A 13497-nucleotide genomic window follows, 5' to 3' on the forward strand; every position below is an offset into this window, starting at 1 on the left:
GTGACGCTGCCGGTCCTCGTCCTGCGGCCCGAACCGGGCGCCACGGCAACGCTCGCGAAGGCGCGGGCCATGGGACTGGACGCAAAGACCATCCCTCTCTTCGAAGTACGCCCGCTTCCGTGGGAACCCGTACCACGCGGCAATGTCGACGCCGTGCTGCTGGGCAGTGCCAATGCGCTGCGTCATGGCGGCGAAGGCTTGAGCCTCTATCGCGGCCTGCCCACCTATGCCGTCGGCGCTAAGACGGCAAAGGCCGCGCGCGCTGCTGGGCTCGACGTGGTGGAAACCGGCAAGGGCGGCCTGCAGCCCATGCTGCGGTTGTTGCAGCCCGGACACCGCCGGCTTCTACGCCTGGCGGGACGCGAACGCGTGACGCTGGAGGTTCCGGACAGTGTCACCCTGACGACACGCGAAGTCTATGCCAGCGAGCCTCTTCCATTTCCCCGCGAGTTGGTCGAAATGCTGGCTGCTCCGGCGCTGATCCTGCTTCATTCGGGCGAAGCGGCCGCGCACTTCGCCGCGCTCTGCGACGAGGCCGGCATTCGCCGCGAACGGCTCCGACTGGCTGCCATCGGCCCCCGCGTCGCGGCGCGCGCCGGCGGCGGCTGGGCCATGTTGAAGAGCGCTTCCCAGCCCAGCGACACCGCATTGCTGGCTTTGGCCGCCCAGATGTGCGAAGAGGCAGCTTCGGGATCACAACTGCCAGAACAAGGCTAAATGCAGGACTATTCCTCTACCGCCACTTCAACCTCCGGTCGTCAGCGTTCGCGCAGCATCACGGTTTTCGTCGCTCTTATTGCCTTCATACTGGGAGCAGCGCTTGTCGCGTGGGCAAGTTCGACGGGCTACCTGTCGAGCGTGGTAAAGAGCCCCGACGCCGAGGAAACGACCACTGCCGAGCTGGCCGGGCCGGTCGAAGAAGCCGACCCCCAGGAGCAGGCTGCCAAGGAACCTGCGCCGAAACCGAATGCCGCGCAGATGGCGGCGATCGGATCGGTCGAAGGCCGGCTGGCGCTGCTCGAAGACCGGATTTCCCGTCTGGATTTCCAGACCGATGCCGCATCCGGCAATGCCGCGCGCGCCGAAGGCCTGCTCATCGCCTTTGCCGCGCGCCGGATGATCGACCGGGGTGAGCCGCTCAGCTACGTCGCCGACCAGCTCAAGCTGCGCTTCATGAACGCTCAGCCCCGCGCCGTGGAAACGATCATCGCTTTCAGCAAGAACCCCGTGACAATCGATGAACTCTCAGCCCGGCTCGAAGCCCTCTCCCCGGAACTGACCGGGAAGGGAGACCAAACCAAGCGGAGCCTGTGGGAACGGGCCCGGCGCGAGTTTAGCTCGATGTTCACGGTACGGCGCGATTCCTCGGCGTTGGTGTCGCCCTCCGCCCGTATCGATCGTGCCAAGGTCATGCTGACGGCGCGCCGAATCGGCAATGCCATCAAGGAAGTGGAACGCGTGCCCGGTGCGGAGGCGGCCGAGACCTGGATTGCCGACGCCCGCCGCTATGAGCAGGCCCAGCACGCCCTCGACCTGCTCGAGACGACCGCCATGCTGGAACCGAGCCGCCTCAAGGATGCCGAAGGGCACAAGGTCGATCAGCCAAGTCCGCTAGCCACGCCGGCCGCCACTGCATCGCCCGGCGCAGCAGCCGAGCCGGGAAACTGAGGCCGGCGAACGACTTCGTCCGCTAGCCCTGCAGCAACTCCGGCAGCTTGCCCGACATCCCGCGCGCTTCGTCCATGAAGAAGCGCTTGAGGGTGGGCATGCGCTGGACGGCACCCATGCCGAGGCGGCGCACGGCGCTCGGCAGCTTGCCGGGGACGCCGAACAGGCGGGTAAGGCCGTCGGTCACCGACATGACCATGAAGCTGTCGAGGCTGCGCCACTTCTCGTAGCGCGCCAGCAGTTGCGCATCGCCCGGCTCGAGCCCGAGGCGCATGCCTTCGGTGAGCACTTCGACGAGCGCGCCCACATCGCGCAGGCCGAGGTTCAACCCCTGCCCGGCAATCGGGTGCATGCCATGCGCGGCATCGCCGATCACGGCGAGGCGCTCGTCGATGACCCTGGCGGCATGGTGGAAGCGTAGCGGATAGCTCATGCGCGGGGCCGCAAGTTCGATCTTGCCGAGCACGCCGTGCATGCGCTCGGAGACCTCGTTCACGAACATCGCATCGTTCATGGCGATGACGCCGCCGGCATCCTTTTCCGCGACGGTCCATACGAGCGCGCTGCGATGGCGCCCCTCTTCATCGTCGAGCAACGGCAGCAGCGCGAAGGGACCTGCCGGATAGAAGATTTCCCACGCGGTGCCGTCGTGCGGCTTGGAGTGGTAGAGTGCGGTGACCATCGCGCGGTGCTTGTAGTCCCACTTCGCCATCGAGAAGCCAGCCTCGTCGCGTGTCGGCGACTGCCGGCCTTCCGCCGCGACCAGCAGCGAGGCACGCAGCACGCGCCCGTCGGTCAGTTCGACCTCGACACCGTGCGGACCGCGGTCGCGGCGCACCGCTTCGGTCTTCACATGCCAGGCGATGTTGGGTTCGTCCTTCGCCGCATCGAACAGCGCGAGGCGCAAGTCGCGGTTGAAGAACATCTTGCCCAGCGAGCCCTCCTCGGGCTTGGGCGTGAAGTCGATACGGCCCGGCTTCATCCCGTCGGTGACGGCGATGGAATCGATCGCGCAACCGAGCGGGGCGAGCCTTTCGCCCAGCCCGATATTGTCGAATAGATTCCAGCTCGCGGTCGAGATCGCCGAAGCGCGGCCATCCGCACCCTCGGCGACGAGATCGGCCGGGTCCGCCCGGTCGATCACATGGCTGGTAATCCCGGCCTTGGCGGCCGCCAGCGCCAGCGTCATGCCGACGAGGCCACCGCCCAGGATGATCAGGTCGCGGGTCTCCCCCGCAGGCTTCGCAGTCGTATCCGAGTCGCTCATCGAGCGCAGGTATCGGCCTCCGAGCCGTCGATGTCGAGACACCTTCCGTCCCAGGTACCTGCCGGCTCCTTGAGGCCGACCAGCGAAGCGAGAGTCGGCGCGATATCGACCGTCTCGACCGGTGCCGGCTGTTCCTCGTGCGTCATACCCTTGCGCCAGAAGACGATCGGCACGCGGCGGTCATAGTCCCACGGGCTGCCGTGCGTGGCGACATAGCCCGGCCCCGGATGGGCAATGCCGACGACGCCGCGCTTGGTCATCATCAGCACGTCGCCCGAGCGCTCGGGATCGAAGGAAGCACGCACCCTCTGGATCATCGTCCAATCCTGCGGATGGCCGTGCGGCAGCGGCACGGACTTCAGCTCGTCTGCGGTATAGACCGCGTCTACCTCGGGATTGGCCTTGAGCATCGCCACGAGAGCGTCGGTCACGGTCTTGCGCTGATCGTCGGTGAGGCCGGCGCCGAGGTAGATGTCGCCCGAGCTGCCGCCGCCGTAGAGCAGCTTGCCCTGCGGCGCGACGATGCCGGTTTCCTTGGAAACGGCAGCCGCCAGTGCATCGCCGGTAAGCGTTGGGCTGATGTACTTCGCGGCTGGATAGCCCTGCTGGTCGAGCCGGTCGGGCGCATCGAAACCGCCATGGTCGGCCGTGAGCACCACGGCATAGTCGATCCCGCGCGCATCGAGCGCGTCGAACAGCGTTCCGAGCGTCGCATCGAGTTGCGCCAGCTGGATGCACATTTCGACGCCCTCGTGGCCGAAGGCGTGGCCGACGCGGTCGGTCTGCGAGAAGCTGACCGAAAGCACGTCGGGCACGGCGTCCTTGCCCATGCCGAGTTCGTCGACCATGCGGATGGCGAGGTCGCCGGTTGCCGCATCGAGGCGCGGCCCCTTGGCATAGGCCTTGTAGTCGCCTGCCGTCTGCGGGAAGCGGTAGGTGCCGACGGTGAAATCGCCGACCTTTACCGGGCGGTCGGCTGCACTGCAGTAGCCAGGCACCGGCAGAGGTCCGGCACCGGCATCGACCAGCTTCGAAAGTGCGGCGTTCTCGGCTTCGACGGCCGGCGTGATCTTGCGATCCTCGAACGTGGTGAAGCCCTTGTCGTCAAACCAGTAGACGGCATCGGTGTCGTGCCCGCTCATCATCACCGCCGCGCGGTCCTTGGCGGAGACGGCAGCGTTGATGATGGCCGGATTGGCCTTCTTCATCAGGTCGCCCAGCGTCGGCGCCTTGAGGTGCTTGGGCGAAACGACCGGTTCGTCCGAAGTGCTCTTCGGGTTGCTCTCGTCCTCGACGCAGTAGACTTCCTTGTCCGGGCGGGAGATGCCGGGGACGTACCAGTCGTTGGCGATGATCCCGGTGCGCGCGGGATGGACGCCGGTCAGCAGCGTCGAGTGCCCGGGGCAGGTCTCTGTCGCGGCATGCGACTGATAGCCCGAGGGGAAGACCGCCCCGTCTAGCAGCCGGGCAAAACCCTTGGAGAAGTGCTCGCGGTACTGCGCGAAGAGATCGGCGGAGAACTGGTCGACCGAAATGGCGAGGATCAGTTGGGGCGCTTCGGCGGGCGCAGCCGCCTCGGCAGGCGCGGCCGTATCTGCGGCGGGCGCAGCGCCATTGTCTGCAAACGCCGGCGTGCTGACGAGAAGAGCGGTGGCCAGGGCCAGCGAGCTGAATGAAAGGCGCATCGGGGGGAGGTTCCTTGAAATGTCGGCGCAACAGAGGCAGATGCGTCGATGACCAGATTGCGCCGCAAGCGCAAGGCCAACCCAACGCATGGAAGCCTCATGATCTCGCGCCGCTACCGCCACTTCGTGGCACTCATGTGTCAGTTGCTGGCGATGGTTCTGTTTGCAGCCCCCGCTGCGGCCGCGCCCAACCACATCGCTGCCGATCTGATCGCCGGTCCGACGGCCGCACCGGGCGAGGAAACCACGCTGGCGATCCGCATGACGCCCGAAAAGGGCTGGCACGGATACTGGGTGAATCCCGGCGATGCCGGGCTCGGCATGCAACTCGACTGGACGCTGCCCAAAGGCGCAAAGGCTGGCAAACCGGACTATCCGGTGCCGCATACCCTGCTTGTCGAAGGGCTGATGAACCATGTCTACGAAAAGCGCTATGCGGTTCTCGTTCCCTTCACCCTGCCGGCCGACGCCAAGCCCGGAAGCCGTCTGCCTGTAAGGGTGAGCGCGCAGTGGCTGGCCTGCACCGAACAGATCTGCGTTCCCGAAAGTGCCGAGCTTGCGACTGAAATCACGGTTGGTTCGGCACAAGGCACCACGCAGGACACGGACCTCGCGGCGCAATTCGACACGTGGCGCCAGCGACTTCCCGCTCCTCTCGATGCCCCGGCCACGATGGTTCTGTCGGACAAGTCGCTGCGGCTGGCGATTCCGCTGCCGGCATCGGTGGAGCTGGCCGCCCCCCATGTCTTCATTCGCGAGGACAAGATCGTCGACTACGCCGCGCCGCAAGTCTTCAGGCGCAAGGGCGATACCCTGCTGGTGACCATTCCGCGCGCCAGGTTCGCAGCCCGCCCTGCCGATGGCTTGAGCGGCGTGCTCAAGCTCGACGAGGCTGGTAACGGCGTTGCCTTCACCGCCAAGCCCGGCGCAGTCCCGACCGGGGGCGAGCCCGTCGCGGGCAGCGAACCGCGCGAACTGCCCGCCCTGCCCTGGCTGCTGCTCGCGGCGCTGGCAGGGGGACTGCTGCTCAACGTGATGCCCTGCGTGTTCCCGATCCTCAGCCTCAAGGCGCTGAGCCTCGCACGCGCGGGCGAAAGCGAGGCGCACGCGCGGATCGAGGGGCTGGCCTACACCGCCGGCGTCGTGGTCGCCTGCCTGGCCCTCGGCGGCATTCTGCTGGCGCTGCGCGCGGGCGGTGAGCAGGTCGGCTGGGCCTTCCAGTTGCAGGAGCCGCTCGTCGTGGTTGCCCTGTTCCTGTTGGCAAGCGCCATCACGGCCAACCTGCTCGGCCTGTTCGAGTTCACGGTGCCGGGTTTTGCCGCCTCCGGATCGCCGCGCAGTTACACCCAGGGCGCTTTTGCCACCGGCCTGCTTGCGGCCTTCGTTGCCACCCCCTGCACAGGACCGTTCATGGCCTCGGCGATGGGCGCGGCGCTGCTGCTGCCGGTAGCACAAGCGCTGGCTCTGTTTGCGACGCTGGGCCTGGGCATCGCGCTGCCCTTCCTCGCCATCGCCTTCGTCCCCGCGCTGCGCACGCGGCTCCCCAAGCCCGGAGCGTGGATGGTGAAGTTCCGCCGCTGGATGGCCATTCCCATGGGCCTCACCGCGCTGGCGCTGGCATGGCTCGTTTGGAAAGTCGGCGGAGCCGGTTTTGCCGCGCTAACCTTCGTCGTCGCCTTGCTCGTCCTTGATGTTCTCGCATGGATGGGCCGCCGCCAACGTCGGGGCCAGGGCGCGACGATGCACGCTCTTGCCGCAGCAGCCATAGCCATCGTGGGGATCGTACTGCTGCCGAAGCCCGCTCCGCAATCCGCCGAACTCGATTCAATCCTCGACACCAAGCCCTTCAGCGAGAAAGCGCTCGCCGAGGCGCGCGCAAGCGGCAAACCGGTTTTCGTCTACATGACCGCAGACTGGTGCCTCACTTGCAAAGTCAACGAGGAAGTCGCCATCGAACGCGCGGAGACCAAGGCCGCCTTCGAAAAGGCCGGCGTCGTGGTGCTGCGCGGCGACTGGACGCGGCGCGATCCGCAAATTACCCGCTATCTCACCGATCAGGGCGCCGCCGGTGTGCCGCTTTATGTCTGGTACGCTGGTAACGGAAAGGCCGAGCAGTTGCCGCAAGTCCTGTCTGCGGACCTGCTGGCCAGCAAGGCGGGTGCCTGACCAAAATGGTGCAATCGCCGCTTGTAATGGATCGCCCCCACGACCACTGAAAAGCTCGGGTCGCACCGGCACGCGAGTCAATCAGACCGGCCGGTAATAACGATATGGGTCGAGGCTATTACATGCAGCCGTACATGCACATTGAACGCCGCCAGAGCATTGAATTCCGCATTTCCTGGCCAGCGCCAAAGTCGGTGCCAAGATGGCTCGCCGTTCCTGCCCCGGCAGACGAACCGAAGGAACAGACCCCCAATGTCGCCCTGGGATTGGCGATTTCGGTCGTTACCTCGCTAGTCTTCTGGAGCGGCATCGCCGCGCTGCTGATCTACACGCCGTTTTGACGGGGCCGGGCCGGCTTGCGGCCCGACCATCCTTTACTCCGGCAGCTCTTCGGCGATTTCCGGTACCCGCTCCAGTTGGGGCCGCACGCTCTCGAGCGGACCGACCACGACGACGCTCATCCGATCTGTGGGAAGCTCCTGCTTTGCCACGTTCTGAAGATCCGAAGCGGTCAGCGCGCTGACTTTGCCGACATAGGAATTCATGTAGTCGGCGCCGAGTCCAAGCAGGTCGTAGGTCGCCAGCGAACCTGCCATGCCGCCGCGCGAGGCGAGACCGATCACGAATGTGCCGTTCATGTAGTTCTTGATGCCCTGCACTTCGCCCGCTGTCGGCGGCTCGTCTCGCATGCGGCGGACTTCCTTGTAGATCTCGGTAATTGCAGGCCCGGTCGATTCCGCGGTTACCGCCGCTTCCTCGAGCCAGTGCGCGCCCTCGACCCGGTCGGATAGCACGCCGTGCGGAGAATAGGTGTACCCCTTGTCTTCACGGATGTTGCGGGTGATGCGCGAGGAGAAATAGCCGCCCAGTAGCGTATTCATCGCCTTGAAGGCGACATCGCCGCCCGGCTTGTCGACACGCTTGCCGATTATGACCTGCGATTGCGGTGCGCCCGGCCGGTCGATCAGCACCACCTTGGGCGCGGCATTGACCGGTGCCGGAAGGGACGTGGCGGCCGCGCCGGATTTCCAGTCACCAAAAGCCTTGGCAATCGCCTCACGCACGCCGGCTTCGTCGTATTGGCCGACAACATAGATATGCGTACGCGCCGCGCCAAAGTTCTGCGCGTGGAAAGCCTTCACCTGATCGAGCGTGTAACCGGCGAGTTGCTCCTGCGTGGGAAAGACCCGGCCATAGGGATGATCGGGATAGATAGCGCCCTGAAACGCTTCGCTGGCGATGGATTCGGGCGTGGACTTTGCTACCGCGACATTGCGCAGCAGGTCGGCGCGCACTTTCTCGAGCTGGTCCACCTCGAGATCGGGGCGCTGCAGCAGGTCAGCGATCAGTCCGATGGCCTGCGGCGCATCCTCGCTCAGCACGTCCATGTTGGCTGTCGTCAGGTTCAGGCCGGTAGACAGCGACAGGTTGCCGCCCATGCCGGCAGCGGCTTCGGCCATCTGCGAGGCATCCATGCCGGCTGCGCCCTTCTGCATCAGCGCACCGGTAAGATCGGCCAGCCAGACATTGCCGTCGTCATCGATGTTGCCGGTCTGCACGGCCGCAAGAATGTTCACCTTGGGCACGTTGCCATAGGGAATGAGAGTAACCTTCATTCCGTTGTCGAGCGTGTAGGTGGTCATCTGCGGCAGCGTGAAAGGGCGCGGCGCCGACGGTGCCGGCGGCACTTCCTTGGCAATCACGGCTCCAGGAACGGAGGCGATGCCCAGCGCGAGTGCTGCGGTCGTCGCGGCGAAAGTCAGGATCATTCTCATCGTCTCGCCTCCCTTACTGGCCGTCCTGCGCCGCGGCCTTGCCGGGCTTCAGGTCTATGATCGAACGGTTGGTGGGGCGAAGGTATTCACGCGCGGTCTTGCGGATCATCTCGGGCGTCACGGCCTCGATCTCCTTTTCCAGGCGGTTGACGCGGTTCGGATCATCATCGAACAGCGCGAACGTCGCCAGCATGTTGACCAGACCCACGCGATTGCCGTTGCCGATCGTGTCGTAGAGACGCGAAAGCGCCTTGGTCTTGGCGCGTTCCAGCTCGTCGGGGCTGACAAGGTTGGCCTGCAGATCCTTCACGATTCCGTCGATGTCGGACAGGATCTGGTCGTCTGTCACATCGCCGCTATGCACCAGCATGCCCGACCACAGCATCGGGCCGTTGTAGTCGTAGGCATCGCCGAGCGGCCAGTTGATGCCGCCGTCCACGCTGTCGGAATAGCCCTTCTGGTTAACCAGCACGCGGTTGAAGCGGCTGTCATCACCCTGGATCAGCAAGAGGTCGATCAACCGGAAGGCCGCAGCTTCGGGCGTGCCCTTGGGCGGAACGTGATAGGCCCAGGCGAGCGCCGGCTGCGGGGCGAGCGGATCGACTTTCTCGATGCGCTTCTGCTCGGTCTGGCGCGGCTCGGAAATGTCGGGGCGCGGGATTGCGGCAGCAGCGGGGATCGGGCCGAAATACTGCTTCGCCCAGTCCATGACCTGCGTCGGGTCGACGTCGCCCGCCACCACCAGAACGGCATTGTTGGGCGCATAGTACTGGTCGAAGAACTTCTGCACGTCCTCCAGCGTCGCCGCATCGATTTCCTTGAGGTCGCCGTAGAAGTTATGCGCGTTGTACCAGTTGGTGTTGGCGAGCTGCGGCAGGTCGAGCCACGGGAAACCGCCATAAGGCTGGTTGAGGACGTTCACCTTGACCTCGTTCTTCACCACGCCCTGCTGGTTGGTGAGATTGGCCTGGGTGATGTCCAGTCCCTTCATCCGGTCCGCTTCGGCCCAGAGGAAGGTTTCGGTCGTGTTGCTGGGCACGACTTCGTAATAGTTGGTGAAGTCGAACCGGGTCGAGCCGTTGAGCACGCCGCCGTTCTTGTTGACCAGACCGATGAATTCCGCCTTGCCGAGGTTTTCCGATCCCTGGAACATCATGTGCTCGAACAGGTGGGCAAAGCCGGTGCGGTTCTTCGGTTCGAGGCGGAAGCCGATGCCGTAATAGACGCCGATGGTCGTGGTGGGCACCGAATGGTCGGGCGAGATCACGACCTTCAGGCCGTTTTCCAGCTTGTGATACGCGATCGGCACATGGACCGAGGCTTCCGGCGCGCTGGCCGGTGCCGGATCGGCGGCCATGGCCGGATGGGCTGCAGTGGCGAAGGCGAGAAGCGGCGCAGCCAGTAGGGCGGCACGCTTCAGTCTGCCGTGCTTGATCATGGTGGTAAGGCTCCCGGACAGTCCCGATGTGGACGAGAAGCGCACCTCCCGCCGCGGATCGGTTATGGGTAAAGACTGCCGGAAGTGAGCCGAAGCCTAATCGACGAATAGCCCTGCGTCGTCGATGAACTGCAAGGGCACTGTTTCGATGGCGGGAGCGGGTTCAAGCGGGAACGATAGTCCGGTTTATGGGATGGTCGTTCAGGCTACCGAATGTCTGGAAAGTCGGGGGGAGCGGTCATTTCAAAAGGCTGAAATGAGATCAACGACGCCCGCTCCTCGCCCTTATCGCTGGCCGCAATTCCATCATTACGCTGACCCAATAGCAAAACGTCATAACCATGACGAAGCCCTGATAGTTAGGGTCGAAAAATCCCATAATGTCAGCAAGAACGATCACGGTTCCAAAGGTCGCGAAGACCGCCAGTATAATCGTTGGGAGCGGACTGGCGAGTGTACGGATAAGTCGTTCCATGCCGCGAAATTAGCTGACCGCGCCTACATTGTTAAGCCCGAACGCGCTTCCGCAATGTCGGCGTGTCCGGAAAGGCAGGTTCCGGATTAAAATCCTGAAAAGCGGCTGCAGCCCTCACAAGATCTCGGCAACGCCCTCCAGGCTCTCGCGCAGCTTGCTCAGCGCCTGGGCCTTGAGCTGGTGCACGCGCGGCACCGAAACCTGCAGCACTTCGGCAATCTCGGCGAGGTTCAGTTCCTCGACGAAGTAGAGCTGCACCACCATCTTGAGCCGGTCGGGCAGATCGGAAATCGCCTCGATCACCGATCCGCGCAGTTCTTCGTCCGCCAGCAGGGAGAAACTGTCGGGATTGTCGTCGGCAAAGGCGGTGTTCTGGTCGGAATAGACCTCGTCGATGGAATCGAAGCGTAAGGGGCGGCTCGCGTCCTGCAACGTGGCGAGGTCCGCCTCGGCAATGCCCATGGCTTCTGCCAGTTCGCCCGGATGCGGATCGCGTCCGAGCTGGGCGCGCAATTCGGTTTCCTTAGCGGTGAGCTGCCTGCGCCGTTCGGTCGCCCCGCGCGACATCGGCACGTTGCGGCGGATGAGATCGACCATCGCCCCGCGCACGCGCATCTTGGCATAGGCGGCAAAGCCGTCCTCGGTCGGCCCCGAATGCTTCTGCGCGCATTCGGTCAGCGCGACGAGCCCCGCCTGGACGAGATCCTCCAGTTCTATGCCCGGGCGGCCGGATCCGTGGACGTGCCAGGCGAGACGCCTGACCATCGGCAGGAACCGTCGGACGCGGTCCGCGACATCGCCTTGGTAGGCGCCGGCGACGCGACCCGCCTTGCCTCCGGTGGGTGGTGCATACGTCACTGGCGCTACGGACTGCGACGTGAAAGCCTGCTGGTCTTGTTTCATGCTGCCATGCTCTCAGCTTCGTGGGTGTGATTTGCGTGTGAATCGGGGTTCGGAAGGCCCGGGTTCTGGTTGACCGGCGGCGGCGCTCCGACGACATCGATGACCTCGATCGGCTGCGTCGAGGGCAGTTCCGCGATCGAGATGACGAGACACGAGGGCGCGCGCATGCGCAGCAGCGCGGCCAAGGCCCGGCGTGCCCGCGGCTGGACGACGAGCGTGAGCGGGATGGCTCCCGGCCCACGCGCCTCGGACAGCGCAGAGATGGTTTCGCCGATCATCCGGGCGAGATCGGGCTCGATCACCGGCTGGCCGGTGACGGGATCCTGCATACCCTGAACAATCGAGCCTTCGAGACCGGCATCCAGCGTCACGACGGGCAAGCGCTCGTTGGGCGGACAGATACGGCCGACGATCAGCGCGCCAAGGTCTGCGCGGACCAGTTCGACGAGGCGGTCGTGCTCGACCGTCTGCTGCACGGCGCGCGAAAGGCTCGCGAGGATCGGCAGCGGGTGCGAGATCGGGATGTGGTCTTCCAGAAGGGCGCGCAGCAGGCGAGTGACCGCGGCAAGCGAAAGCGGCTGCGGGTGGATCGTCTCGATTAGACCGGAGGCCGTGTCCTTGAGCGATTCCAGCAGATCCTTGACCTGATCGGGACCCAGCATGTCCTGCGGACGCTCGACCAGAAGCTGGTTGAGGTGCGTGGCGATGACCGTGCCGGGATCGACAGTAAGAAAGCCTTCCGCCGTCGCCTGGTCGCGCTCCGCCGTATCGATCCAGATGGCCGGGCAGCCGAAGCTGGGATCCTGCGTGGACTCGCCGCGCAGGCTCTGCCCCTGGCGCACTTCGCCGGTATCGATGGCCAGCACCTTGTCCGGACGGATCATTGCGCCGCCCAGGTTCACGCCGCCCAACAGAATGCGGTAATCGTAGGGCGACATGTCGAGGGCATCGCGCACCCGGAACTGCGGAACGATGAAACCGAAGCTCTGGCTGAGCTGCTTGCGCACCCCGGTAACGCGGGTGACCAGCGGAGATCCGCGCCGTTCGTCGACCAGTTGCACGAGGCCGTAACCCAGCTCGATGGTGACGAGCGTGTGGTCGGAAACGTCCTCCAGCACGATCTTGGCCGGATCGACTTCGGGCTCGGGCTCGACCACCGGCACGGCGGCAAGGGCGGCGCGTTTGCGCAGCGCATGCCACAGCCACAGTGCCAGGCCGGCCGCGGGCAGGAAGATGGTCTGCGGCATCGCCGGGATCATGCCAATAGCACCCAGCACGACGGCCACCGGCAACCAGGTGCCGGGGGCGGCAAACTGGCCGCCGATCTGGCCGGCAAGGTCGCGGCTGTCGGAAACGCGGGTAACGATGACAGCAGCGGCAATCGAGAGCAGCAGCGAGGGAACCTGCGCGACCAGCGCGTCGCCGATGGCGAGCGTGATATAGGTCTGCGCAGCATCGCCGGCCGACATCTGGTGGCTGATCATGCCGAGGCAGAAGCCGGCAATGATGTTCACGCCCAGGATCAGCAAGGCGGCGATCGCATCGCCCTTCACGAACTTGGACGAACCGTCCATCGAGCCGTAGAAATCCGCCTCGGTCGAAACCTCGCGGCGGCGGGCCTTGGCCTCTTCAGCGGTCATCAGGCCGGCGGCAAGGTCGGCATCGATCGCCATCTGCTTGCCGGGCAAGGCATCGAGGGTGAAGCGCGCGGACACTTCGGACACGCGGCCCGCACCCTTGGTGACAACGACCAGGTTGATGATCACCAGGATCAGGAAGACGAAGATGCCGACGGCGAAGTTGCCTCCAATGAGGAACTCGCCGAAGGATTCGATGACCTTGCCGGCCGCTTCGCCGCCTTCATGGCCATGCACCAGCACGACGCGGGTCGAGGCGACGTTGAGCGCGAGGCGCAGCAGCGTGGCAAAGAGCAGCACCGACGGGAACGAGGAGAAGTCCAGCGGCTTTTCCGCGTTCATCGCCGCCATCAGCACCGCAACGGACAGTGCGATGTTCATGACGAACGAGACGTCGAGGATGAAGGCCGGAACCGGCACGATCATCAGGACGATGAGGATCAGGATGCCGGCCGGCAGCGCCATCGCGCCGGGGTCGTTTAT

General features: G+C 65.1%; 10 protein-coding genes. 4 read left to right on the top strand and 6 right to left on the bottom strand.

Going from position 1 to position 13497, the window contains the following annotated elements:
- Both LK12_RS04140 and LK12_RS04145 read left to right on the top strand, forming a co-directional pair.
- On the top strand, positions 1-717 hold the full coding sequence (locus LK12_RS04140; protein WP_331454121.1) for a uroporphyrinogen-III synthase: 717 nt from the start codon (positions 1-3) through the stop codon (positions 715-717).
- On the top strand, positions 718-1668 hold the full coding sequence (locus LK12_RS04145) for a hypothetical protein (RefSeq protein WP_039279629.1): 951 nt from the start codon (positions 718-720) through the stop codon (positions 1666-1668). It begins immediately after the preceding gene.
- A 22-nt stretch (positions 1669-1690) separates the two neighbouring features.
- Here LK12_RS04145 and LK12_RS04150 read toward each other — a convergent pair whose 3' ends face one another.
- A complete protein-coding gene (locus LK12_RS04150; RefSeq protein ID WP_039279631.1) occupies positions 1691-2935 on the bottom strand; it encodes a UbiH/UbiF/VisC/COQ6 family ubiquinone biosynthesis hydroxylase in 1245 nt (414 codons plus the stop codon).
- Positions 2932-4620, bottom strand: a complete 1689-nt coding sequence (locus LK12_RS04155) for an alkaline phosphatase family protein (RefSeq protein ID WP_039279633.1) — start codon at positions 4618-4620, stop codon at positions 2932-2934. The genes LK12_RS04150 and LK12_RS04155 overlap by 4 nt, the downstream gene beginning before the upstream one ends.
- 99 nt (positions 4621-4719) lie before the next feature.
- Here LK12_RS04155 and LK12_RS04160 point away from each other — a divergent pair, with 99 nt between their 5' ends.
- Positions 4720-6786: a protein-disulfide reductase DsbD family protein gene (locus tag LK12_RS04160; RefSeq protein ID WP_039280332.1), complete on the top strand. Its 2067-nt coding sequence runs from the start codon at positions 4720-4722 to the stop codon at positions 6784-6786.
- Between the two features lie 194 nt (positions 6787-6980).
- The gene (locus LK12_RS24545; protein ID WP_156135374.1) at positions 6981-7127 is read left to right on the top strand and encodes a hypothetical protein; all 147 of its coding nucleotides are present in this window, start codon (positions 6981-6983) and stop codon (positions 7125-7127) included.
- Positions 7128-7160: 33 nt separating this feature from the next.
- On the opposite strand, the gene LK12_RS04170 is transcribed toward LK12_RS24545, so the two are convergent.
- The 4 genes from LK12_RS04170 to LK12_RS04190 form a co-directional block, all read right to left on the bottom strand.
- Positions 7161-8561, bottom strand: coding sequence for a M16 family metallopeptidase (locus LK12_RS04170; RefSeq protein ID WP_039279637.1), 1401 nt, complete (start codon positions 8559-8561; stop codon positions 7161-7163).
- Between the two features lie 13 nt (positions 8562-8574).
- Positions 8575-9999 (bottom strand): M16 family metallopeptidase, encoded by a 1425-nt coding sequence (locus LK12_RS04175; RefSeq protein ID WP_039279638.1) that lies wholly within the window; start codon positions 9997-9999, stop codon positions 8575-8577.
- A gap of 589 nt (positions 10000-10588) precedes the next feature.
- Positions 10589-11377, bottom strand: a complete 789-nt coding sequence (locus LK12_RS04185; RefSeq protein WP_039279642.1) for a sigma-70 family RNA polymerase sigma factor — start codon at positions 11375-11377, stop codon at positions 10589-10591.
- A complete protein-coding gene (locus tag LK12_RS04190; RefSeq protein WP_052223184.1) occupies positions 11374-13479 on the bottom strand; it encodes a flagellar biosynthesis protein FlhA in 2106 nt (701 codons plus the stop codon). The genes LK12_RS04185 and LK12_RS04190 overlap by 4 nt, the downstream gene beginning before the upstream one ends.
- Positions 13480-13497 lie beyond the last annotated feature (18 nt).

Source organism: Novosphingobium malaysiense (assembly GCF_000802225.1).
Lineage (GTDB): Bacteria > Pseudomonadota > Alphaproteobacteria > Sphingomonadales > Sphingomonadaceae > Novosphingobium > Novosphingobium malaysiense.

Excerpts from the sequence above, each read along its gene's own strand:
- LK12_RS04155 (WP_039279633.1), bottom strand. The coding sequence starts at position 4,620 with ATGCGCCTTTCATTCAGCTCGCTGGCCCTGGCCACCGCTCTTCTCGTC.
- LK12_RS04145 (WP_039279629.1), top strand. The coding sequence starts at position 718 with ATGCAGGACTATTCCTCTACCGCCACTTCAACCTCCGGTCGTCAGCGT.
- LK12_RS04170 (WP_039279637.1), bottom strand. The coding sequence starts at position 8,561 with ATGAGAATGATCCTGACTTTCGCCGCGACGACCGCAGCACTCGCGCTG.
- LK12_RS04190 (WP_052223184.1), bottom strand. The coding sequence starts at position 13,479 with ATGGCGCTGCCGGCCGGCATCCTGATCCTCATCGTCCTGATGATCGTG.
- LK12_RS04175 (WP_039279638.1), bottom strand. The coding sequence starts at position 9,999 with ATGATCAAGCACGGCAGACTGAAGCGTGCCGCCCTACTGGCTGCGCCG.
- LK12_RS04185 (WP_039279642.1), bottom strand. The coding sequence starts at position 11,377 with ATGAAACAAGACCAGCAGGCTTTCACGTCGCAGTCCGTAGCGCCAGTG.
- LK12_RS04150 (WP_039279631.1), bottom strand. The coding sequence starts at position 2,935 with ATGAGCGACTCGGATACGACTGCGAAGCCTGCGGGGGAGACCCGCGAC.
- LK12_RS04160 (WP_039280332.1), top strand. The coding sequence starts at position 4,720 with ATGATCTCGCGCCGCTACCGCCACTTCGTGGCACTCATGTGTCAGTTG.